General features: G+C 71.0%; 18 protein-coding genes. 10 read left to right on the top strand and 8 right to left on the bottom strand.

The features are described from left to right. Positions 1–6 precede the first annotated feature (6 nt). Together D1369_RS26110 and D1369_RS26105 are read right to left on the bottom strand one after the other, a co-directional pair. Positions 7–1065 (bottom strand): esterase-like activity of phytase family protein, encoded by a 1059-nt coding sequence (locus D1369_RS26110; RefSeq protein WP_037900126.1) that lies wholly within the window; start codon positions 1063–1065, stop codon positions 7–9. 189 nt (positions 1066–1254) lie between these two features. Then, entirely contained in the window at positions 1255–2097 is an 843-nt protein-coding gene (locus D1369_RS26105; RefSeq protein WP_007382204.1) for a serine hydrolase, read from the bottom strand. 143 nt (positions 2098–2240) lie between these two features. Here D1369_RS26105 and D1369_RS26100 point away from each other — a divergent pair, with 143 nt between their 5' ends. From D1369_RS26100 to D1369_RS26085, 3 genes are all read left to right on the top strand, one after another. Continuing rightward, on the top strand, positions 2241–4457 hold the full coding sequence (locus tag D1369_RS26100; RefSeq protein ID WP_007382205.1) for a glycosyltransferase family 39 protein: 2217 nt from the start codon (positions 2241–2243) through the stop codon (positions 4455–4457). A 251-nt stretch (positions 4458–4708) separates the two neighbouring features. Continuing rightward, on the top strand, positions 4709–6208 hold the full coding sequence (locus D1369_RS26090; protein WP_007382206.1) for an FG-GAP and VCBS repeat-containing protein: 1500 nt from the start codon (positions 4709–4711) through the stop codon (positions 6206–6208). 204 nt (positions 6209–6412) lie between these two features. After that, positions 6413–7219, top strand: a complete 807-nt coding sequence (locus D1369_RS26085) for an endonuclease (RefSeq protein ID WP_007382207.1) — start codon at positions 6413–6415, stop codon at positions 7217–7219. Between the two features lie 12 nt (positions 7220–7231). On the opposite strand, the gene D1369_RS26080 is transcribed toward D1369_RS26085, so the two are convergent. The 3 genes from D1369_RS26080 to D1369_RS26070 are packed head-to-tail and all read right to left on the bottom strand — an operon-like array spanning position 7232 to position 11371. Then, on the bottom strand, positions 7232–8914 hold the full coding sequence (locus D1369_RS26080) for a thiamine pyrophosphate-binding protein (protein WP_007382208.1): 1683 nt from the start codon (positions 8912–8914) through the stop codon (positions 7232–7234). Beyond that, positions 8911–9879, bottom strand: coding sequence for an agmatinase (speB, locus tag D1369_RS26075; protein WP_007382209.1), 969 nt, complete (start codon positions 9877–9879; stop codon positions 8911–8913). Before speB ends, D1369_RS26080 begins: the two co-directional genes overlap by 4 nt. A gap of 43 nt (positions 9880–9922) precedes the next feature. After that, positions 9923–11371, bottom strand: a complete 1449-nt coding sequence (locus tag D1369_RS26070) for a sodium:solute symporter (protein WP_007382210.1) — start codon at positions 11369–11371, stop codon at positions 9923–9925. A gap of 139 nt (positions 11372–11510) precedes the next feature. Between D1369_RS26070 and D1369_RS26065 the strand changes: the two genes are divergently transcribed. Both D1369_RS26065 and D1369_RS26060 read left to right on the top strand, forming a co-directional pair. Next, positions 11511–12977 carry a PucR family transcriptional regulator gene (locus D1369_RS26065; RefSeq protein ID WP_205574490.1) on the top strand — a complete coding sequence of 489 codons (1467 nt, stop codon included), beginning with the start codon at positions 11511–11513 and terminating at the stop codon, positions 12975–12977. A gap of 70 nt (positions 12978–13047) precedes the next feature. Beyond that, positions 13048–13836: a phosphatase gene (locus tag D1369_RS26060; protein ID WP_007382213.1), complete on the top strand. Its 789-nt coding sequence runs from the start codon at positions 13048–13050 to the stop codon at positions 13834–13836. Positions 13837–13843: 7 nt separating this feature from the next. On the opposite strand, the gene D1369_RS26055 is transcribed toward D1369_RS26060, so the two are convergent. From D1369_RS26055 to D1369_RS26045, 3 genes are all read right to left on the bottom strand, one after another. Continuing rightward, a complete protein-coding gene (locus D1369_RS26055) occupies positions 13844–14710 on the bottom strand; it encodes an acyl-CoA thioesterase II (protein ID WP_007382214.1) in 867 nt (288 codons plus the stop codon). Positions 14711–14746: 36 nt separating this feature from the next. Then, positions 14747–15904 carry an acyl-CoA dehydrogenase family protein gene (locus tag D1369_RS26050; protein ID WP_007382215.1) on the bottom strand — a complete coding sequence of 386 codons (1158 nt, stop codon included), beginning with the start codon at positions 15902–15904 and terminating at the stop codon, positions 14747–14749. 106 nt (positions 15905–16010) lie between these two features. Then, positions 16011–16604, bottom strand: coding sequence for a TetR/AcrR family transcriptional regulator (locus D1369_RS26045; protein ID WP_007382216.1), 594 nt, complete (start codon positions 16602–16604; stop codon positions 16011–16013). Positions 16605–16701: 97 nt separating this feature from the next. On the opposite strand from D1369_RS26045, the gene D1369_RS26040 reads away from it, so the two are divergent. The 5 genes from D1369_RS26040 (at position 16702) to D1369_RS26020 (ending at position 23498) form a co-directional block, all read left to right on the top strand. Continuing rightward, positions 16702–18318, top strand: coding sequence for a carboxyl transferase domain-containing protein (locus D1369_RS26040; RefSeq protein WP_007382217.1), 1617 nt, complete (start codon positions 16702–16704; stop codon positions 18316–18318). Positions 18319–18324: 6 nt separating this feature from the next. Next, a complete protein-coding gene (locus D1369_RS26035) occupies positions 18325–20238 on the top strand; it encodes a biotin carboxylase N-terminal domain-containing protein (RefSeq protein WP_007382218.1) in 1914 nt (637 codons plus the stop codon). Next, on the top strand, positions 20235–21155 hold the full coding sequence (locus D1369_RS26030; protein WP_007382219.1) for a hydroxymethylglutaryl-CoA lyase: 921 nt from the start codon (positions 20235–20237) through the stop codon (positions 21153–21155). Before D1369_RS26035 ends, D1369_RS26030 begins: the two co-directional genes overlap by 4 nt. 7 nt (positions 21156–21162) lie before the next feature. Further along, a complete protein-coding gene (locus tag D1369_RS26025; protein ID WP_007382220.1) occupies positions 21163–22323 on the top strand; it encodes an acyl-CoA dehydrogenase family protein in 1161 nt (386 codons plus the stop codon). Between the two features lie 128 nt (positions 22324–22451). Then, positions 22452–23498 (top strand): ABC transporter substrate-binding protein, encoded by a 1047-nt coding sequence (locus tag D1369_RS26020; protein WP_007382221.1) that lies wholly within the window; start codon positions 22452–22454, stop codon positions 23496–23498. The last annotated feature ends 5 nt before the right edge of the window (positions 23499–23503 follow it).

Here is a 23503-nt window from a genome sequence, read left to right as displayed (position 1 = left end):
CGAGGGTCAGACCCGCACGCTCAGGTAGGAGAACCGGGTGGTCTGCACCGCGTTCTGGTTGTCGTCGCTCACCAGGAGGACCTTCAGGCGGCCCTTCTCCTGGCCCTTCTCGTGGCCCTTCTGGTGACCCGTGACCACCATGCCCTCGATGTTGTCGAGGAGGGGGTTCGGCTGGGGCTGCTTCGCCGTGGCGCCCAGGGTGGGGCAGCTCGCGATGTCCGTGAGCAGCGTCTTCCTGATCAGCCGTACGCCGGACTGGCCCGTCAGGTTCTCGATGCCGCTCGTGTCCGTCGCGTGGCGGGGGTCGGCCAGGTACAGGCGGACCGTGTTGCCGACGCCGGAGGTGAAGCCGCGTTCCAGGACGAGGAGGCGGCCGTCGGGGAGGGCCTGGACCTCGGGGACGCCGAGGAAGGCGGCGTCGGTGCGGTAGGCGTACTGGGCGGCGGGCTTGAAGTGGTTGTTCTTGGTCCGGGTCCAGGTCTGGAAGCGGACGGTTCCGGCCGTGTCACCGGAGAGCGCGTACTCCATGGAGGCCAGCAGGGTGCGGCCGCCGTTCATGAGGGTCAGGCCCTCGAAGGTCTGGTTCGCGGTGGCGCGGCCCGCCGGGGCGACCTGGAGGGCGGCCGGGACGGGGAGGCGGTCCAGGATCCTGCCGTCGGCGCTGTAGCGGCGGATCGACGGCTCGGTCTCGGAGGTGATCAGCCGGGTGCCGTCCTTGTCGATCACCAGCCCCTCGGAGTCCAGCGCGGCGCCCTTCTCGTCGGCGAGCGGGACAACCGACTCCGGTGCGAGGGTCCTCTCGTCCAGGTCGAAGAGGGCGGAGCGGTCCGAGAGGGCGGCGAGCGAGCCGTCCCGGTCCACGGCGAGCGCGGAGAGGTTGCCGACGAAGGTGCCGTCGTACGTCGTCTTGTCGAGCACGTCGGAGAAGCGGTCGAGGGAGACGGACGGCGAGCAGGCGTGGTTCACCGGAGCCGGGGCCGAGGCGACGGCGGGTCCTGCCACTGTCAGACAGGCCGCCGCCGCCAGGGCCGCGGTGGTGGTCGCGAGTACGGTTCTCAGCTGCATGCGCGTCACCGTAGGCCGGGTCGGTGACGCCCGGGAGTCCGTGCCGTGAAGCGCCGACGGGCAAGGTGGCGAAGGGCCCGTCGTGGCGCAGGTCCCGCACCGGCACCGGCCCCCCCTGTAGGCGCGCCCCGCCCAAGCCCAGCGCAGCAAACGGCGGCACGGACGTGCGGGAGTCCGGCAGGCTTCGGCTCAGCTCGCCGCGAGGTCCCGGTGGATGACCTTGGAGACGCCCTGGATCGTGGTGATGCCGTAGTTCATGGTGCTGTTGCCGTGCGTGAGCACCGTGATCATGTAGTCGTGGCCGCCGCCCGTGAAGGTGCCGACGCTGTGCACCCGCCAGCCGTGGGTGGAGCGCTGGAGCCAGCCGTTCTTGACGTGCCAGGCGATGCCCGACCCGGCGCCGTACGGGGTGCCCCAACGCTGCGACGAGATGACCTGGCCCATCAACTTGAGGATGTAGGCACGTGAGTTGTCGCTCAGGACCGTGTTCTTCGCGGTGACCAGCTTGAGCAGCTTCTGCTCGTCGGTGACGGTGATCTGGGTCAGGCCCCAGTAGTTGTTCGCCCCCGGCTTGGTCTGGGTCATGCCGGCCGCGGCGAGGAAGCCCTTGATCTTGGTCAGGCCGAGCTGCCGCCACAGCTTGCTGGTCGCGTCGTTGTCCGACTTGGTGATCATGGCCTTGGCGAGCGTGGTCTCGGTGTCGGTCAGATACCTGTTGTGCTTCTTCGCGTCCCACAAAAGCGTGGCGAGGACGGTCACCTTGACCACGCTCGCCGAGTCGTAGGCGGTGGAGGAACGCAGGGTGCAGGTGGTCTTGGTCGTACGGTCGTAGAGGCCCACGGCGACGGTGCCGGAGCGGTTGGCGAGGGCGGACGTGATGTCCCGCTTGAGTTTGTCGGCGAGGCCCGCCTTGGCGGACGTGCAGCTGACGGCCGGTGCGGTCGCGGCGGCGGCCGGAGCGGCGGCGGCGACGCACGCGGCCAGCGCGCCCGTCGCGATCCATTTCGTGTATCTCGATATCCCCCGTGTCATGCCCTGTTGACTCTCGGGTGCGGGGGAATGGTTGTACGCATGGGGAATGGTTGTGCGAGTCGTTACCTAACGCGTGGCAGTTTCACAGGATGGCGCCAGGTACGTCACAGCCCTCACCCAAGCCGCCTCCGCACGATGCCCGGGTGACATCTGCCACCGATCCCCACTCCCCCACCGAGACCGTGTCCGCCGACTGGCCACCACCGGCCCTCACCGCGGCACCCCCGGACAAGGCGCCACGCTGGTCGCTGCCCGCCCTGCTCGCGATCCTGGTGCTGGCCGGCGTCCTGTACGGCTGGAATCTGAGCGGAAACAGCCTCAACAGCTTCTACAGCGCCGCGGTCTACAGCGGTACGCAGAGCTGGAAGGCCTGGTTCTTCGGGTCGCTCGACGCGGGGAACTTCCTCACCGTCGACAAGCCGCCGTTCGCCCTGATGATCATGGGGCTGTCGTGCCGCGTCTTCGGCTTCGGCACCTGGCAGATGATGCTGCCCGAGACAGCGGCCGCCCTCGGCACCATCTGGATCCTGCACACCTCCGTGAAGCGGGTGTTCGGGCACGCGGCGGCCGCGCTCGCCGCGCTCGTCCTCGCGCTCACCCCGATCACCGTCGCGATCAACCGGGACAACAACCCCGACACGATCCTGGTACTGCTCATGGTGGGCGGCGCGGCCCTCGCGCTGCGCGCTGTGCGCACCGACAGGCTGCTGCCGCTGATCGGCTCCGCGGTCCTGTTCGGACTCGCCTTCAACACCAAGATGCTCCAGGGCTACATCGCCCTGCCGGCCGTCTTCGCCGTGTACGTGTACGCCTCGAAGCTCGGCTGGAAGAAGAAGGCCGTCAACCTGGCCCTCGCGGCGGTGGCGTTGGCGGTCTCCAGCTTCTGGTGGGCGACGGCGGTCTCGCTCGTCCCGGCAGACGAACGGCCCTACATCGGCGGTTCGACGGACGGCTCCGCCTGGAACCTGATCATGGGCTACAACGGCCTGGGCCGGGTCCTCGGCGGCGAGGGCAACGGCGGGGGCGGCGGAGGCGGGGGAGGCGGCACCTTCGCCGGCACCGCGGGCATCGGCCGGATGTTCAACGAGATCCTCGGCGGCCAGATCTCCTGGCTGATCCCCTTCGCCTTCCTCGCGCTCGTCGCCGGCCTGTTGCTGTGCGGCCGCGCCCCGCGCACCGACCTGACCCGGGCGGCGCTCGTCCTGTGGGGCGGCTGGCTGGTGCTGCACTACCTGACCTTCGCGATGGCCGAGGGCACCATGCATCCCTACTACACGACCGCGCTCGCCCCGGGCATCGCGGCGCTGACCGGCGCGGGCGGTGTCATGCTGTGGCGCGCCTTCCGCAGCGGTGACGTCCGGTGGTCCTGGGTGCTGCCGGCCGGGCTCGCGGTCACCGGCGTCTGGGCGATCGTGCTGCTGCGCCGGGCCACCGGCTGGAACACCTGGCTGTGGCCGGTCGTCGGCGTGGTCATGGCCCTCGCGATCGTGGGCCTGTTCGTCTTCCGTACGGCGGCCTCGGGGACGAGGCTCCGGCTGCTCGGGGTGTCGGTCGCCGCGGCGGTCGTGGCGGCCCTCGCGGGTCCGACGGCGTACGCCGCCTCGCCGGCCTTCTCCGCCACCATCGGCGGGATGGGCGGCACCAACCCGACGGCGGGTCCGTCGACCGGGGGCGGCATGGGCGGTCCCGGCGGCGGGGGTGGCCGAGGTGGCTTCGGCGACCAGCTGCCAGGCGGCACCCGGCAGGGCAGCGGCCAGGGGGACGGGGAACTCCCCGGCGGCGACAGCGGCAACGGTGGTGGCAACGGCCAGATGCAGCCCGGTGGCGGCAACGGTGAACTCCCGCAGGGCGGCGCGCCGGGCGGCACGAACGGGGAGTTCCCGGGCGGCGGCACACCTCCCGACGGCACAGGCACCGGCAGCGGCAGCGCGAGGGGCGGCCCCGGCGGTGGCGGCGGCATGGGCGGCAGCGTCGACAGCGCGCTGGTCTCGTACCTGGAGAAGCACCAGGACGGTGCCAAGTGGCTGCTCGCGGTGTCCAATTCGCAGAGTGCCGGCCAGCTGATCCTCAGCACCCACAAGCCCGTCATCTCCATGTGGGGCTTCACCGGCACCGACCGGGCGATGACCCTGACCCGGCTCAAGGAGCTGGTGAAGAAGGGCGAGTTGCACTACGTCCAGCTCGGCGGCGGTGGCATGGGCGGCAACAGCAGCCTCAGCCAGGAGATCACGAGCTGGGTGCAGAAGAACGGCACGGCGGTGAAGGAGAGCGACTACAGCACGGGCAGCTCTTCTTCGCAGAGCAGCCAGTCGAACAGCACCTCGACGATCTACCGACTGGACCCCTCGGACGTCGGCTGACCACCGCACCGGCTGTCCGCCCTACGCCGATGTCCCGCACTTCCGGAAGGGCGCGGGACATCGGCGTACGCCCGATGTCCGCCGCCGAAGAACCCGCCGCATCACGTACAACCCTCGGGCCCCACCAAAGGTCTCCTGATCGCCAACCGCCCGTGTCCCGGAGGACAACACCAGGCAAACACGGACGGTCCGCACCCCATCGACGCGGATGCCGTCCCCGGCGTCCCCCGCATGCCGCAGGAGAATCCCGCATGCACCAGAAGCACCACCGGCACCTCAGACTCGCCCTCGCGACGGCCGCCGCTGCCGCGCTGACGGGCGGTCTGCTCACGGTCTCGGCGACGACGGCCACCGCCGCCGACTCGTTCAAGGTCGCGAAGGCCGACTTCAACGGCGACGGCATCGGCGACGTCCTGGCCACGGCCGCCACCGCCTCCGTCAGCGGTCACGCCAACGCCGGCCAGGTCGTCGCCCTCTACGGCAGCACCGGCTCCGGCGTGACCTCGGCCAAGCGCACGGTCCTCAGCCAGAACTCCGGTACCGTGCCCGGCAACGCCGAGACCGGAGACCTGTTCGGCGGCGCGACGGCCTACGCCGACTTCAACGGCGACGGCTACGACGACCTCGCCGTGGCCTCGCCGTACGAGAAGGTCGGCACCGACACCGACGGCGGCGCCCTCGCGATCCTGTGGGGTTCGGCGAGCGGCCTCACCGGCAAGGCGAGCGACGTACCGGACCCGGCCGTCTCCTCGCACGACAACTGGGGCCTGTCCCTGGCCGCCGGCGACTTCGACGGCGACGGCAAGGCCGACCTGGCCGTCGGCAGCTCCTCCGCCACCCTCTACGTGTACAAGGGCGGCTTCAGCAGCTCCACCGGCCTGCCCGGCGGCCGCTACACCATCAAGCCGCCGATCATGCCCGGCTCGTCCGGCTTCCCCTACGGCCCCGAGCAGCTCACCGCCGGCGACGTGAACGGCGACGGCCGCACCGACCTGGTGGTCGACGGCTACGAGACGCAGACGGACAACGGCTGGAACACCAACTACTGGGTGCCGGGCACCGCGAGCGGTCTGAGCGTCGCGGGCGTCAAGACCCTCAAGCCGGGCATCGTCACCGGCATCGGCGACATCAACGGCGACGGCTACGGCGACATCGTCACCGGCGCCGGCTGGGACGCCACCTCCGGCGACGGCCGGACCATCCCGGACTCCGCGAACGGCGGCAAGGTCAGCATCACCTACGGCTCCGCGTCCGGCCCCGCCTCGACCACCGGCATCACCCAGAACACCGGGAACGTACCCGGCAGTTCGGAGAAGGGTGACGCCTTCGGCTGGGACCTGGACCTGGGCGACGTCAACGGCGACGGCTACCAGGACCTGGTCGTCTCCACCCCGAACGAGGACCTCGGCAGCGTCACCAACGCCGGCATGGTCACCGTCATGTACGGTTCCGCGAGTGGCATCAACACCTCCACCGGCCTGCAGTCCTTCGCGCAGAGCACGGCGGGCGTCCCCGGCACCGACGAGAAGAGCGACCTGTTCGGCGCCGACGTCAAGCTCGACGACGTCAACGGCGACGGCAGGGCCGACCTGGTCATCGGGTCGTACGAGGACGGCGGCGACGGAGCGGTGACCTACCTGCCCTCCACCGGCACGAAGATCGGCACGACCGGCGCCCGCGCCCTGTCGGTGACCTCGGTGGGCGTCTCCACCTCGGGCTCCGCCCAGTTCGGCGCTCTCTTCGCCGACTAGCCCGCCTTCCCTCCCTCGAGTCCATCGCGAACGGCCCCCGATCACGTGCCGGGGGCCGTTCGGCGTGTCAACTCGCGTAGACAAGGCCCGATTTGCCGTTTCAGGTCACTCAATGGACACGTGCCATCCATTTACACGACCGCATGTCCATGTCACGCTCCCATCTGCCGCCTCCATTCAACCCGCGTAGATGGGACCCCCTTTATGCTGGCGACACGCAACCGCAGCTGGAAGTCGGTGGCGCTCACCACCGCCGCCGTGCTGGCCGGGCTCACCGCCCCGGTCGTGACCACGACCCCGGCCGCCGCCACGACCACCGCGTACGACACGACGTACTACAAGAACGCGGTCGGCAAGACGGGCACGAGCCTGAAGTCCTCCCTGCACACGATCATCAGCGCCAACGTCTCGAAGATCTCGTACTCCGCGGTCTGGGACGCGCTCAAGGTCACCGACCAGGACCCGAACAACAGCAGCAACGTGATCCTGCTGTACAGCGGTGTCTCCCGCAGCAAGTCCCTCAACGGCGGTGACACGGGCGACTGGAACCGTGAGCACGTGTGGGCCAAGTCCCACGGCGACTTCGGCGAGGTGACCGGGCCCGGCACCGACCTGCACCACCTGCGCCCCGCGGACGTCCAGATCAACAGCATCCGCGGCAACCTGGACTTCGACAACGGCGGCAGCGCCGTCACCAACGGCGGCGGCAGCACCGTCGACTCCGACTCCTTCGCGCCGCGCGCCGCGGACCGGGGTGACGTGGCCCGCATGATCCTCTACATGGCCGTGCGCTACGACGGCGGCGACGGCTTCGCCGACCTGGAGCCCAACGAGAAGGTCAACAACGGCTCCAACCCCTACATCGGCAAGCTCTCCGTCCTCAAGGCCTGGAACGAGGCGGACCCGCCCAGCGCCTTCGAGGAGAAGCGCAACCAGGTCATCTACGACACCTACCAGCACAACCGCAACCCGTTCATCGACCACCCGGAGTGGGTCGAGGCGATCTGGTAGGCGCCGCGCGTCCTACAGATGCGTGGGCGCGAACATCCGCAGCACCGCCGGGAGGACCACCACCGAGGGCCCCGGTGAGCCGAGCGCCTTCGACAGGTCGTCGGCGAGGGTCTCCGGGGTCGTACGGACCCCGGGGACTCCGAAGGACTCGGCCAGTGCCACATAGTCCGGGCGGGTCAGCTCGGTCGCGGTCACCTGGCCGAAGGCGTCCGTCATGTACTCGCGCAGGATGCCGTAGCCGCCGTCGTCGACGATCAGCCAGGTGACGTTCAGGTCGTACTGGCGGGCGGTGGCCAACTCGGCGATCGAGTACAGCGCCCCTCCGTCACCCGACACCGCCAGGACCGGGCGGGTCGGGTCGGCCACCGCCGCGCCGAGCGCCGCCGGGAAGCCGTAGCCCAGACCGCCGGCGCCCTGGGCGGAGTGGAGCAGGTTGGGGCCCTTGGCGTCGAACGCCGACCATGCCCAGTACGCGAGGATCGTCATGTCCCAGAAGGACGGGGAGCCGGCGGGCAGCGCCCGGCGGACCGATGCCAACACATCCTGTTCCAGGGTGAGTTCCTGGGCGGCGATACGGTCGGCGACACGGGCCAGCACTTCCCGCACCCGTTCCGGAGCCTCCTCGTCCTTCCTCGGCGACACCGTCTCCAGGAGTGCCTGCAACGCCAGTCGCGCGTCCGCGTGGATGCCCAGCGCGGGGTGGTTGGCCTCCAGCTTGCCGAGGTCCGCCTCGATCTGGATCACCCGGCCCCGGGGCCTGAACGTGTGGTAGTTCGACGACAACTCCCCCAGTCCCGAACCCACCACCAGGAGGACGTCCGCGTCCTCCAGGAAGTCCGTGGTGTGGCGGTCCTCGATCCAGGACTGGAGGGACAGGGGGTGCGTCCAGGGGAAGGCGCCCTTGCCGCCGGGGGTGGTGACCACCGGGGCCCGCAGCGTCTCCGCCAGCTGTCGCAGCTTGCCCGAGGCGTCGGAACGTACGACTCCGCCGCCCGCGATGACCGCCGGGCGGGCGGCGTTCGACAGCAGGTCGGCCGCCACCGCCGTGAGTTCGGGGCGCGGCGGCAGCTCCTCGGGGAAGGCGTCGCCGCCCGTCACCACCGGGATCGACGTCTCGGCGAGCAGCACGTCCTGCGGGATCTCCACCCACACCGGCCCGTGCGGGACGGTCAGGGCCGAGGTCCAGGCCGCCTCGATCGCGGAGGGGATCTGGGACTGGGCGCGAACGGTGTGGACCGACTTCACCACGCCCCTGAAGGAGGCCGACTGGTCCGGGAGTTCGTGGAGGTAGCCGTGACGGCCACCGCCGAGACCGGCGGTGGGGATCTGGCTGCTGATCGCCAGCACGGGGGCGGAGGCGGCGGCCGCCTCCTGGAGGGCCGCCAGGGACGTCAGCGCCCCCGGTCCCGTCGACAGCAGCAGCGGCGCCGCCTCCCCCGTGATCCTGCCGTACGCGTCCGCCGCGAAGCCCGCGTTGTTCTCCACCCGCAGGCCGATGTACCGCAGGTCGGAGCGCCGGAGTGCGTCGAACGCGCCGAGCGCGTGCTGGCCGGGCAGGCCGAAGACGGTCGTCGCGCCGAGCGCGGCCAGCGTCTCCACGACCAGGTCTCCGCCGTTACGGCCGGGAGGAGGGTTGAGAGCAGCGGAAATCTGCGCCTCCGTCGGACGGAGCACCAGGTCGTGGTCGTGAGTCACTGCGCGCGGGCCTCTGCAATCTGGCGGGACATGATCGTGGTCAGTTCGTAGGCGGTGTGGGAGGCCGCCACCGACGTGATCTCCGCGTGGTCGTACGCGGGGGCCACCTCGACGACGTCCGCCGACACCAGGTTGCACGATGCCAGACCCCGCAGGATCTCCAGCAGCTCGCGGGAGGTCATGCCGCCCGCCTCGGGCGTGCCCGTGCCGGGCGCGTGCGCCGGGTCCAGGCAGTCGATGTCGATGGAGATGTAGAGCGGACGGTCCCCGATGCGCTGCCGGAGCTGGTCGGCGACCTCGTCCACACCGCGCCTCATGACATCCGCCGAGGTGACGATGCCGAAGCCGAGCTTCTCGTCGTCGTCCAGGTCCTGCTTGCCGTACAGCGGCCCGCGGGTGCCCACGTGGGAGAGGGCGGAGGTGTCCAGGATGCCCTCCTCGACCGCCCGCCGGAACGGGGTCCCGTGCGTGTACTCGGCGCCGAAGTAGGTGTCCCAGGTGTCGAGGTGGGCGTCGAAGTGCAGCAGGGCGACCGGGCCGTGCTTCTTCGCGACGGACCTGAGCAGCGGAAGGGCGATGGTGTGGTCGCCGCCCAGGGTCATCAGGCGGGCGCCGGTGCCGAGGAGGTCGTCCGCGGCCGCCTCGATCGTCTCGACGGCCTCGTTGATGTTGAACGGGTTCACGGCGATGTCGCCCCCGTCCGCCACCTGCGCCAGCGCGAACGGGGACGCGTCCTGCGCCGGGTTGTAGGGCCGGAGCAGCCGGGACGCCTCACGGATCGCGTTGCCGCCGAAGCGGGCGCCGGGCCGGTAGGAGACACCCGAGTCGAAGGGCACGCCCACGACGGCGACATCGGCCCGCCCGACCTCGTCGAGGCGCGGCAGCCGGGCGAAGGTCGCGGGTCCGGCGTAGCGCGGGATGCGGGAGGAGTCGACGGGGCCGCGGGGGGTCTCGGGGGAGCTCATGATCGGGTGCCTTCCTTCTGTCTTCTGTTCGCTGTCGTCCGGTCTACCGGGGTGCCGGGACCGGTTCGAGAACCTCGCCGCGCCCGGCGAGGCGATCACGCCACGCCTCGAGTACGGCGGTGTCGGTCGCCGGGGTCGCCAGGGATACGGCGACGTAGACGACCAGGGAGGCCAGGAGGCCGTAGTACACGGGCTCGTTGGCGAGGATGCCGTAGCCGGCCATCAGGGCGATGACGGCGAGGCCGCCGACGGCCACGGAGGCCAGCGCGCCCTGGGCGGTGCCGCGCCTCCACAGCAGGCCGCCGAGGATCGGGACGAGGAGACCGCCGACGAGGAGGTTGTAGGCGACGGTCAGGGCCTCGACGACGTTGTTGAGCGCGATGGCCGTACCGATCACGGCCACGCCCATGACGAGGATGAAGACGCGGTTGCCCCGGACCTCGTCGTGCTCCCCTTCGACCGGCCTCCCCCGCAGCCGCGACCAGATGTCGTTGTTCGCCACGGTCGCGCAGGCGATCAGCGCGCCGGAGGACGTCGACATCACGGCGGCGAGCGCGGCGGCCAGCACCAAGCCCCTTACGCCCACCGGGAGTTCGTCCTTCACGATGGTCGCGAAGGCGTCGTCCGCGTTGGCGAGGTCGGGGTAGAGGACCTTGGCGGCCGTGCCGATGACGGCGCCGGCGAGGGCGTAGGCGAGGCAGTAGGTGCCGGCGACCGTGCCGCCCCACCTGGCGGTGGTGTCGCTGCGGGCGGTGAAGACGCGCTGCCAGATGTCCTGACCGATGAGCATGCCGAAGGTGTAGATCAGGACGTAGGTGAAGATCGTCTCGCCGCCGATGCCCAGCGGGTCGAAGTAGGAGGTGGGGAGCTTGGCCTTCATCTCGCCGAAGCCGCCCGCCTTGACGACGGCGATGGGCAGGAGCAGGAGCAGCACGCCGATGGTCTTCACCACGAACTGCACCATGTCGGTGAGGGTGATGGACCACATGCCGCCGAGGGTGGAGTAGGCGACGACGATCGAGCCGCCGAGGACGATCGCGAGGGTCCGGTTCATGTCGAAGAGGACGTCGAAGATCGTGGCGTAGGCGATGGTCGAGGTGACCGCGAGCATGAGGGTGTACGCCCACATGACCACGCCGGAGATGACCCCGGCCCGGCCGCCGTACCGGAGATCCAGCATCTCGGAGACGGTGTAGACCTTGAGGCGGGCGATGCGGGCGGAGAAGAAGACGGACAGGGCCAGCAGACCGAGGCCGATCGTGAAGACCATCCAGGCGCCGGAGAGGCCGTACCGGTAGCCGAGGCCCACGCCGCCGATGGTGGAGGCGCCGCCGAGGACGATCGCGGCCATGGTCCCGGAGTACATGGCGGGTCCGAGGCGGCGCCCGGCGACCAGGAACTCGCTCTTGGACCTGGCGCGGCGCATGCCCCACCAGCCCATGGCGAGCATGCCGACCAGATAGACGACGATCACCGTGTAGTCGACGGCCATGTCGGAGCCCTCCTTCTGCCGATCTGCACCTTGCCGGTCTGCGGCCTGCCGGTCTGCGTCGACACTAGGTGGCCGGAAAGCGACTGCGAAGTGTACGTTTCATCCATTCGAGCGGTACTGGATGGAGGGAACGTCCACCATGCCGGACCCGGCTGTCCCACCCACCCCGCCGGTCCCGCTGGCCGCACTGCTGGCCCGCGAGGATCTCGGGTTGCGGCAGATCGCGGGGCCCTCGGACCCGTCCACGGTGATCCACTGGGCGCACACCTCGGAGATGGCGGACCCGTACCCGTATCTGCTGGGCGGTGAGCTGCTGCTGACGGCGGGGGTGCACATTCCGGAGGCGGCGGGTTCGGGCACCTACTTCGACGACTACGTCTCCCGGGTCGTGGCGGCGGGCGGCGCGGCCCTCGGCTTCGGCCTGGCCCCGGTCCACGACACGGTGCCCCGCGCCCTGGTCGCCGCCTGCGACGCGTGGGAGCTGCCCCTCCTGGAGGTGCCGCCCCGCACCACCTTCTCCGGGGTGGCCCGTGCGGTGTGGCAGCTGATGGCCCAGGCCCGCCACGCGGAACTGCGCCGCGTGACCGAGGCCCAGCAGAGCCTGGCCGCGGCCGCGGCCCGCCCGGATCCGGTGCCGTCCGTACTGCGGCAGCTGGCGCAGCGGGTCGGAGGGTGGGCCGTGCTGTACGGGCCGGACGGGGTGGAGGTCGCAGCCGCCGGGCGACCGGTGGGCACGACCGCCCGGGAGGCGCTGACGGGACTCGCGGAGGTCGTACGCCCCTCCGGCCCCGGGACGCCGACCTCCGCCAGCCACGCGACCGCCGGTGTCCACCTCGCCGCCTACTCCCTCGGTGCCGGGCGCGGCTTTGTGCTCGGGGTCGCCGCGTCCCACCGTGACCCCGGTGATCACACCATCGCCTCCGTCGCCGCCGTCCTGCTGTCGTTGCTCACCGGTGAGCATCAGAGCGGGTCGGAGGCCGCGCGGTCGTCCGCTCTGGTGCGGCTGCTGCTGGGGGCGTCGGCCGAGGACGTGGCGCCGCTCCTCGGTGGCGTGCGGTGGGTCGTCGTGCACGCCCGGCCCGACACGTCCACCGCTCCCGACCCGATCGCCGCCTCCGCCCTCGGCGCGGCGCTCGGGTCGCCGCTCATCGACGTGGCGCGGGATGTCGTACGGGTGCTGCTGCCCGCCGAGCGGGAACCGGGCCCGCAGCCGGGGTGGACGCTCGGGGTCAGCGCCGTCGCCGGACCGGCGGAGTGGGCCGTCGCCGACGCCCAGGCGGAGCGGGCGCTGGCCCGCGCCCGGGCCCTGCGCGCCGAGCTCGTCCGGTACGGGGCCCAGCCCGCGCTCGCCGACCTGGTGCCGGAGGCGGACGCCGAGGCACACGCCCGCGCGCTGCTGGCCCGTTTCGAGAACGCCCCCGCCCTCACCGACACCCTCCGCACCTGGCTGTCCCTGCACGGCAGTTGGGACCGTACGGCGGTCGCCCTGGACGTGCACCGCAACACCGTGCGGCAGCGGATCGCGAAGTGCGCGGCGCTGCTGGAGCTGGACCTGGACGACCCGGACGTACGGATGGAGCTGTGGTTCGCGCTGCGGCGACCATGATCGCGTGACCCGCGTCCCAGCGGGCGGGATGCGCGGCGGTCCCGTGAGGACGTGCCTCAGAATGGGAGACATGCCGATACCCGGGACACCCAGCCGCGCCGAGCTCGTCGACCACCTTGTGAAGACCCGTATCGCGGGCGAGGTGGCCACCCCGCGGGAGAACAACCTCTCCCACTACCGCCAGCTGGCGAACGGCAACCGCCACTACTGGTTCGGCCTTGAGCTCGGGGACCGCTGGAGTGACGAGCAGGACGTGCTCGCGGTGATGGCGGAGCGGGTGGGGGTCAACGACGACCCGGAGTACCGGTACGGACAGGACACCATCGACCCGGAGCTGACCGTCGCCGGTCTGGAGCGGATGGCGGCCCGGTTGCGCAAGGCGGCGGACGGGGCGCAGCGGGTGCTGTTCGCCACCGGCCACCCCGGCGGCCTGCTCGACGTCCACCACGCCACGGCCGCCGCGCTGCGCACCGCCGGCTGCGAGATCGTCGTCATCCCGGACGGGCTCCAGACGGACGAGGGGTACGTCATGCAGTTCGCGGACGTGGCGGTCCTGGAGCACGGCGCGACGCTGTGGCACACCCACTCCGGCGACCCGATGAAGGCCGTCCTCACGGCCCTGGAGCGCGAGGGCCGCCCGCTGCCGGACCTGGTCGTCGCCGACCACGGCTGGGCGGGTTACGCCGGCCGGCACGGGGTGGACGCGATGGGCTACGCCGACTCCAACGACCCGGCGCTGTTCCTGGCGGAGGCCGAGGGCACGGTCCAGGTGACCGTGCCCCTCGACGACCACGTGGTGAGCCCGCGCCACTACGACCCGATGACGGCGTACCTGCTCAGCGAGGCCGGCCTGTCGTAGGCGTCGGTCACCGGGGCGCGCGGACCACGCCCTCCTGGATCACCGAGATGGCCAGCCGGCCGTCCTGCGTGTAGATGCGGGCCTGGCCCAGGCCCCGGCCGCCCGAGGCCGACGGGGACTCCTGGTCGTACAGGAGCCATTCGTCGGCGCGGAAGGGGCGGTGGAACCACATCGCGTGGTCCAGCGAGGCCCCGACGACGTCACCGACGGCCCAGCCGCCGCGCCCGTGCGCGAGCAGGATCGAGTCGAGGAGCGTCATGTCGGAGACGTACGTGGCGAGGACGACGTGCAGCAGCGGATCGTCCGCGAGCTTGCCGTTGGTGCGGAACCAGACCTGGGAGTGCGGTTCGCGCGGCTCGCCGAACTTTCCGAACGGCGGCTCGTCGACGTACCGCAGGTCGATCGCCTCGCGGGCCTCCAGGAACCGCTCCACGACCGTGGGATCCAGGTGGTCGTAGCCGCGCAGCCGGTCCGCGGAGGTGGGCAGCGTGGCCGGGTCGGGGGCGGCCGGCATGGCGGCCTGGTGGTCGAAGCCGTCCTCGTGCCGCTGGAAGGAGGCGGAGAGGGCGAAGATCGGCTGGCCGTGCTGGACCGCGAGGACGCGGCGGGCGGTGAAGGACCGGCCGTCGTTCATGCGGTCGACGGTGTAGACGATCGGCGCGCCCGGGTCGCCGGGCCGCAGGAAGTACGCGTGCAGGGAGTGGGCGAGCCGGTCCTCGGGGACCGTGCGCCCTGCGGCGACCAGCGCCTGCGCCGCGACCTGCCCGCCGAAGACGCGGGGGACGACGGCGGGGCGGGAGTGGCCGCGGAAGATGTCCTCCTCGATCTGCTCTAGGTCGAGCAGATCGAGGAGGTCCTGAAGTGCCTGGCTCATGGGGTTCTTTTGTACCGGCCGGTGATTGCGGGCGGCTTACAGACCCATGTCCTTCGCGATGATCGACTTCATGATCTCGCTGGTGCCGCCGTAGATGCGGTTGACGCGGTTGTCCGCGTACAGGCGGGCGATCGGGTACTCGTTCATGAAGCCGTAGCCGCCGTGCAGCTGGAGGCAGCGGTCGATGACGCGGTGGGCGACCTCGGTGGCGAACAGCTTGGCGCTGGCGGCCTCGGCGGGGGTCAGCTCGCCCGCGTCGAGGGCCTCCAGGGCGCGGTCCACGACGGCCTCGGCCGCGTCGACCTCGGCCTGGCAGGCGGCCAGCTCGAACTTGGTGTTCTGGAAGGACGCGACCGGCTTGCCGAAGACGGTGCGCTCCTGGACGTACTGCTTGGCGAACCGGACGGCGGCCTTGGCCTGCGCGTAGGCGCCGTAGGCGATGCCCCAGCGCTCGGAGGCGAGGTTGTGGCCGAGGTAGTAGAAGCCCTTGTTCTCCTCGCCGAGGAGGTCCTCGACGGGGACCTTGACGTCGACGAACGCGAGCTCGGCGGTGTCGGAGGTCTTCAGGCCCAGCTTGTCGAGCTTGCGGCCGACGGAGTAGCCCTCGGACTTGGTGTCCACGGCGAACAGGGAGATGCCGAAGCGGCGGTCCTCGGCGGTGGGCGCGGAGGTGCGGGCGCAGACGATCACGCGGTCGGCGTGCACGCCACCGGTGATGAAGGTCTTGGCGCCGTTGAGGACGTAGTGCGTGCCGTCCTCGGAGAGCTTGGCGGTGGTCTTCATGCCCGCGAGGTCGGAGCCGGTGCCCGGCTCGGTCATCGCGAGGGCCCACATCTCCTCGGCGGAGACGAACTTCGGCAGGAACCGCTTCTTCTGCTCGTCGGTCGCGAGCATCTTGATGTACGGCAGGCCGAGCAGGACGTGCACACCGGAGCCGCCGAACTGCACGCCCGCGCGTGCGGTCTCCTCGTACATCACGGCCTCGAACTTGTACGAGTCGATGCCGGCGCCGCCGAACTCCTCGTCCACGCGGATGCCGAAGATGCCGAGCTCGGCGAGCTTGTAGTAGAAGTCGCGCGGCGCCTGGCCTGCCTGGAACCACTCGTCGTAGACGGGGACGACCTCGGCCTCGATGAAGGCGCGCAGGGTCTCCCGGAACGCCTCGTGGTCCTCGTTGAACACCGTACGGCGCACCGCCGCCACCTCCACCTGACTGAGAGTCCATGTCTAAGCGCTTGCTCAGAGGTCAAAGGTACCGGCCGGTAAGGAGACGCGTCCAGAGCTGATCCCGTAACGCTCGTCACGCCGCCGCGGCCGCGAACGCCCCCCGGGCCATGCGGTGCAGCAGCTCCGCGGTGGCGCCGCGACCCGGGAGCGAGCCGGGGCGGCCCAGGTGCGGGGTGGAGTTCAGGAGCCCGAAGACGGAGTGCACGGCCGAGCGGGCGGCGGGCTCGGCCAGTGCGGGGTAGACCTCGCGCAGGATCTCCACCCACAGTTCGACGTACTGCCGCTGGAGCTGCCGCACCAGCTTGCGGTCGCTGTCCCGGAGGCGGTCCAGCTCGCGGTCGTGCAGGGTGATCAGGGGGCGGTCGTCGAGCGCGAAGTCGATGTGGCCCTCGATCAGGGAGTCGAGCAGCGCCTCGGGGTCGCCGCCGTCCGACTCGGCGACCCTGCGCTTGCCGCCGGTCAGGAGCCGGCCGCTGATCCCCACCAGCAGCTCCGCCAGCATCGCGTCCTTGCCCGGGAAGTGCCGGTAGAGGCCGGGCCCGCTGATCCCGACGGCGGCGCCTATCTCGTCCACGCCCACGCCGTGGAACCCGCGCTCGGCGAACAGCCGCGCGGCCTCCTTGAGGATCTGCTCGCGGCGAGTGGGGGCGTCGGTTCTGGTGGCCATGCGAGCAATTCTAGACAGGGAGGTTAGCGGTCGTTAACCTGAAGGAAATGGTTAACGCTCATTAACAGGCGAGCACTGGGTGAGGGGACCGCGGGACATGGATCAGGCACCCGAGCTGACGAGCGCGGCAGACCCCGCGTCGGAGGCCTGGAAGGCCAACGAGGAGGCCCACCGGGCCCTCGTGGACGAGCTGCGGGACAAGCTCGCGGCGGCCAGGCTGGGCGGCGGGGACAGGGCGCGCGAGCGGCACACCGCGCGCGGGAAGCTGTTGCCCCGGGACCGGGTCGACACCCTCCTCGACCCCGGCTCGCCCTTCCTGGAGCTGGCCCCCCTCGCGGCCGAGGGGATGTATGACGGACAGGCCCCGGCCGCCGGGGTCATCGCCGGGATCGGGCGGGTCAGCGGGCGCGAGTGCGTCGTGGTCGCCAATGACGCCACCGTCAAGGGCGGCACGTACTACCCGATGACGGTGAAGAAGCACCTGCGCGCGCAGGAGGTCGCCCTCGACAACCGCCTGCCCTGCATCTACCTCGTGGACTCCGGCGGCGCCTTCCTGCCCATGCAGGACGAGGTCTTCCCGGACCGCGAACACTTCGGGCGGATCTTCTACAACCAGGCCCGGATGTCGGGGGCCGGGATCCCGCAGATCGCCGCCGTCCTCGGCTCGTGCACGGCCGGGGGCGCCTACGTCCCCGCCATGAGCGACGAGGCCGTCATCGTCCGCAACCAGGGCACGATCTTCCTCGGCGGTCCCCCGCTGGTGAAGGCCGCCACCGGCGAGGTCGTCACCGCGGAGGAGCTCGGCGGCGGCGAGGTGCACTCGCGGATCTCCGGCGTCACCGACCACCTCGCCGAGGACGACGCGCACGCGCTGCGGATCGTCCGGAACATCGCCGCCACGCTCCCTGCGCGCGGGCCGCTGCCGTGGTCCGTCGAGCCCGCGGTGGAGCCCAAGGTGGACCCTTACGGCCTCTACGGCGCGGTGCCGGTGGACTCCCGCACCCCCTACGACGTCCGCGAGATCATCGCGCGGATCACCGACGGCTCCCGGTTCGCCGAGTTCAAGGCCGAGTTCGGGCAGACCCTGGTCACCGGCTTCGCCCGGATCCACGGCCACCCGGTGGGGATCGTGGCCAACAACGGCATCCTGTTCTCCGAGTCGGCCCAGAAGGGCGCCCACTTCATCGAGCTGTGCGACCAGCGCGGCATCCCGCTGCTGTTCCTGCAGAACATCTCCGGCTTCATGGTCGGCAAGGACTACGAGGCCGGCGGCATCGCCAAGCACGGCGCCAAGATGGTGACCGCGGTCGCCTGCACGCGCGTGCCCAAGCTGACGGTGGTCGTCGGCGGGTCGTACGGCGCCGGGAACTACTCCATGTGCGGCCGGGCCTACTCCCCCCGCTTCCTGTGGATGTGGCCCAACGCCAAGATCTCCGTCATGGGCGGCGAGCAGGCCGCGTCCGTCCTCGCGACCGTCAAGCGGGACCAGCTGGAGCAGCGCGGCGAAAGCTGGTCCGCGGCGGACGAGGACGCCTTCAAGGACCCGATCCGCGCCCAGTACGAGCGCCAGGGCAACGCCTACTACGCCACGGCCCGCCTCTGGGACGACGGGGTCATCGACCCGCTCGACACCCGTCAGGTCCTCGGCCTGGCCCTGACCGCCTGCGCCAACGCGCCGCTGGGCGACCCCCAGTTCGGCGTCTTCCGGATGTGAGGACCCATGTTTGACACAGTGCTTGTCGCCAACCGGGGCGAGATCGCGGTCCGCGTCATCCGCACCCTGCGCGCCCTGGGCGTGCGCTCGGTGGCCGTCTTCTCCGACGCGGACGCCGACGCCCGGCACGTCCGGGAGGCCGACACCGCCGTACGCCTGGGACCGGCGCCGGCCTCCGAGAGCTATCTGTCCGCCGAGCGCCTCCTGGAGGCCGCCGCCCGCACCGGCGCCCAGGCCGTCCACCCCGGCTACGGCTTCCTCGCCGAGAACGCGGCCTTCGCGCGCGCGTGCGCCGACGCCGGGCTGGTCTTCATCGGGCCGCCCGCCGACGCGATCGCCCTCATGGGCGACAAGATCCGCGCCAAGGAGACCGTCGAGGCGGCCGGTGTACCGGTCGTGCCCGGCGGCCGGGACCCCGAACTCGTCGAGGCCGCACGCGCGTTGGGCGCCCCGGTGCTGCTGAAGCCCAGCGCGGGCGGCGGCGGCAAGGGCATGCGGCTGGTCCGGGACCTGACGGTCCTCGAAGAGGAGATCGCCGCCGCCCGCCGCGAGGCCCGCACCTCCTTCGGCGACGACACCCTGCTCGTGGAGCGGTGGGTGGACCGGCCCCGGCACATCGAGATCCAGGTGCTGGCCGACGGCCACGGCAACGTGATCCACCTCGGCGAGCGCGAGTGCTCCCTCCAGCGCCGGCACCAGAAGATCATCGAGGAGGCGCCCAGCGTGCTCCTCGACGAGGACACGCGCGCGTCGATGGGCGAGGCCGCGGTCGAGGCGGCCCGCTCCTGCGGCTACCGGGGCGCGGGCACCGTCGAGTTCATCGTGCCCGGCGACGATCCGTCCTCGTACTACTTCATGGAGATGAACACCCGCCTCCAGGTGGAGCACCCGGTCACCGAGCTCGTCACCGGCCTTGACCTGGTGGAGTGGCAGCTGCGGGTCGCGGCGGGCGAGCGGCTGCCGTACGGCCAGGAGGGCGTCCGGCTGACCGGGCACGCGGTCGAGGCCCGCGTCTGCGCGGAGGACCCCGCAAAGGGCTTCCTCCCGTCCGGCGGCACCGTGCTCCGGCTCCACGAACCCCAGGGCGACGGCGTCCGCACCGACTCCGGGCTCAGCGAGGGCACCGAGGTCGGCAGCCTGTACGACCCGATGCTGTCCAAGGTCATCGCCTACGGCCCGGACCGTGCGACAGCGCTCAGGAAGCTCCGGGCGGCTCTCGCGGAGACGGTCACGCTGGGCGTGCAGACCAACGCGGGGTTCCTGCGCCGGCTGCTGGCCCATCCGGACGTGGTGAAGGGCGAGTTGGACACCGGGCTGGTCGAGCGCGTGGTGGCCGACCTGGTCTCCACGGACGTACCGGAGGAGGTGTACGAGGCGGCGGCGGCCGTACGGCTCTCAGGGCTGCGGCCGGAAGGCGACGGCTGGACCGACCCGTTCTCGGTGCCCAGCGGCTGGCGGATGGGAGGCACCCCGAAGCCCGTCGGCTTCCATCTGCGGGTGCAGGACCCTGTCGAGCACGTCCCGCGCGGCGCCCACACCGTCACCGAGGACCAGGTCTCGGTCACCCTCGACGGCGTACGCCACACCTTCCACCGCGCCGCCGACTGGGTGGGCCGCGACGGCGACGCCTGGCACGTGCGCGACCACGACCCGGTCGCCGCGTCCCTCACCCGCTCCGCCCACGCCGGTGCCGACTCGCTCACCGCCCCCATGCCCGGCACGGTGACCGTCGTGAAGGTGGCGGTCGGGGACGAGGTGGCCGCCGGGCAGAGTCTGCTCGTCGTCGAGGCGATGAAGATGGAGCACGTCATCTCCGCCCCGCACGCCGGCACGGTCGCCGAGCTGGACGTCACGCCGGGCACCACGGTCGCCATGGACCAGGTGCTGGCGGTCATCACCCCGGTGGAGGAGGAGAAATGACACTCCCCATGGTCGTAGCCGAAGCAGGGCTCCCGGCCCGCGTCCGCATCCACGAGGTCGGCGCCCGCGACGGCCTCCAGAACGAGAAGTCGACCGTGCCGACGGAGGTGAAGGCGGAGTTCGTGCGCCGCCTGGCCGACGCCGGGCTCACGACGATCGAGGCGACGAGCTTCGTCCACCCGAAGTGGGTGCCCCAACTCGCGGACGCGGAGCAGCTGTTCCCGCAGATCGCCGACCTGCCCGTGGACCTCCCGGTCCTCGTCCCGAACGAACGCGGCCTGGATCGCGCGCTGGCCCTCGGAGCCCGCCGCGTCGCCGTGTTCGCCAGTGCCACCGAGTCCTTCGCCAAAGCCAACCTGAACCGCACGGTCGACGAGGCCCTGGCGATGTTCGACCCGGTCGTCGCGCGGGCCAAGGCCGAGGGCGTGCACGTCCGCGGCTACCTGTCCATGTGCTTCGGCGACCCGTGGGAGGGCGCGGTTCCGATCCCCCAGGTCACCAAGGTCTGCCGCGCCCTGCTCGACATGGGCTGCGACGAGCTGAGCCTCGGCGACACCATCGGAGTGGCGACCCCGGGGCACGTGCGGGCGCTGCTGACCGAACTCGGCGTCCCGGTCGAGAAGGTGGGCGTGCACTTCCACGACACCTACGGCCAGGCACTGGCCAACACCTACGCGGCCCTGCAACACGGGGTCACGACGGTCGACGCCTCCGCGGGCGGCCTCGGCGGCTGCCCGTACGCCAGGTCCGCCACCGGCAACCTCGCCACCGAAGACCTCGTGTGGATGCTTCAGGGCCTCGGCATCGACACCGGTGTCGACCTCGGCCGTCTCGTCGCCACCAGCGCCTGGATGGCCGAACACCTGGGCCGACCCAGCCCGTCCCGCACCGTCCGCGCCCTCTCCCACCAGGAGTGAACCCCCGATGGACCACCGCCTCTCCCCCGAGCTGGAAGAACTCCGCCGTACCGTCGAGCAGTTCGCCCATGACGTCGTGGCGCCGAAGATCGGCGAGTACTACGAACACCACGAGTTCCCCTACGAGATCGTCCGCGAGATGGGCCGCATGGGCCTGTTCGGACTGCCGTTCCCCGAGGAGTACGGCGGCATGGGCGGCGACTACCTGGCCCTCGGCCTCGTGCTGGAGGAACTCGCGCGCGTGGACTCCTCGGTGGCGATCACCCTGGAGGCCGGCGTCTCCCTGGGCGCCATGCCGATCCACCTGTTCGGCACCGAGGAGCAGAAGCGCGAGTGGCTGCCCCGGCTGTGCTCGGGCGAGATCCTGGGCGCCTTCGGCCTCACGGAACCGGACGGCGGCAGCGACGCCGGGGCGACCCGTACGACGGCCCGCCTGGACCCGGACACCGACGAGTGGGTCATCAACGGCACCAAGTGCTTCATCACCAACTCCGGCACCGACATCACGGGCCTGGTGACCGTCACCGCCGTCACCGGGCGCAAGCCGGACGGCAAGCCCCTGATCTCCGCGATCATCGTCCCCTCGGGCACCCCGGGCTTCACGGTCGCGGCGCCGTACTCGAAGGTCGGCTGGAACGCCTCGGACACCCGTGAGCTGTCCTTCTCCGACGTCCGGGTGCCGGCGGCGAACCTGCTGGGCGAACAGGGCCGTGGCTACGCCCAGTTCCTGCGCATCCTCGACGAGGGCCGGATCGCCATCGCGGCGCTCGGGACCGGGCTCGCGCAGGGCTGTGTGGACGAGTCGGTGAAGTACGCGAAGGAGCGGGAGGCCTTCGGGCGGCCCATCGGCGCCAACCAGGCGATCCAGTTCAAGATCGCCGACATGGAGATGAAGGCCCACACGGCCCGCCTCGCCTGGCGGGACGCGGCCTCACGCCTGGTCTTGGGCGAGCCCTTCAAGAAGGAGGCGGCCCTCGCCAAGCTGTACTCCTCCACGATCGCCGTGGACAACGCCCGTGAGGCCACCCAGATCCACGGCGGATACGGCTTCATGAACGAGTACCCGGTCGCCCGGATGTGGCGCGACTCGAAGATCCTGGAGATCGGCGAGGGCACGAGCGAGGTCCAGCGGATGCTGATCGCACGGGAGTTGGGGCTGGTGGGTTAAGCGCAGCTCACAGGGGACCCACCGCTTCGACGGGGCGGCACCCGCCTTCTGGACATTTGATGAGGTTAGGCTAACCTACCTTCGAACTAGTCCGGCGGGCGCTCCGCCCCGTTCGAAAGCAGCCACACATGTCCAACGCACGAGCCGCCCATCTCACCCGCCGTGGCATCCTCGCCGCGGGCGGCGCACTCGGCCTGGGGGCCGTGCTCGCGGCCTGCGGTGACGACGACTCCAGCAGCGAGGGCTCTGGCAACGGGACCACGGCCGCGAAGTCCGGGGCATGGACCTTCAAGGACGACCGCGGCACGACCGTGAAGCTCGACAAGGTCCCCACGAAGATCGTCGCCTTCGTCGGCGTCGCCGCCGCGCTCCACGACTACGGCATCGAGGTCAAGGGCGTCTTCGGCCCCACCAAGACCAAGGACGGCAAGGCCGACGTCCAGGCCGGCGACATGGACGTCAGCAAGCTGACCGTCTTCGGCAACGTGTGGGACCAGTTCAACGTCGAGCAGTACGCGGCCTTCGCGCCCGAGGTCCTCATCACCACGACCTTCGACAGCGCCGGCACCCTCTGGTACGTCCCCGCGGCCTCCGCGTCCAAGATCGCCAAGCTGGCGCCCAGCGTGGCGGTCTCCGTCTACGACCGCCAGATCACCACACCGCTCCAGAAGGTGTGGGAGCTGGCCGAGTCCCTCGGCGCCGACATGACGGCGGCGAAGGTCACCGACGCGAAGAAGCGGTTCGAGTCGGCGTCGCAGCGGCTGCGTGCCGCCGCCAAGGCCCACCCCGACATCAAGGTGCTCGCCGGGTCCGCGGCCCAGGACGTCTTCTACGTCTCCGGCACCAACCTCTCCGTCGACCTGGAGTACTTCAAGGCGCTCGGCGTGAACTTCGTGGAGCCCTCGGCCTCCGTACTGAAGGCATCCGGCGGCTGGTACGAGTCGCTGAGCTGGGAGAACGTCGACAAATACGCGGCCGACATCATCATGATGGACGACCGTACGGCCACGATCCAGCCGGCCGACATCACCGAGGCGACCTGGAAGAAGCTGCCCGCGGTGAAGGCGGGGCAGGTCATCGCGCGGTCGCCGGAGCCGATCCTGTCGTACGACAAGTGCGTGGCGATGGTGGAGAACCTCGCGAAGGCGATCGAGACCGCGAAGAAGGTCAGCTGACCGTT

Source organism: Streptomyces sp. CC0208, assembly GCF_003443735.1.
Lineage (GTDB): Bacteria > Actinomycetota > Actinomycetes > Streptomycetales > Streptomycetaceae > Streptomyces > Streptomyces sviceus.
Note: the sequence above shows the minus strand (reverse complement) of the source record. Positions and strands in the feature narration are given on the sequence as shown.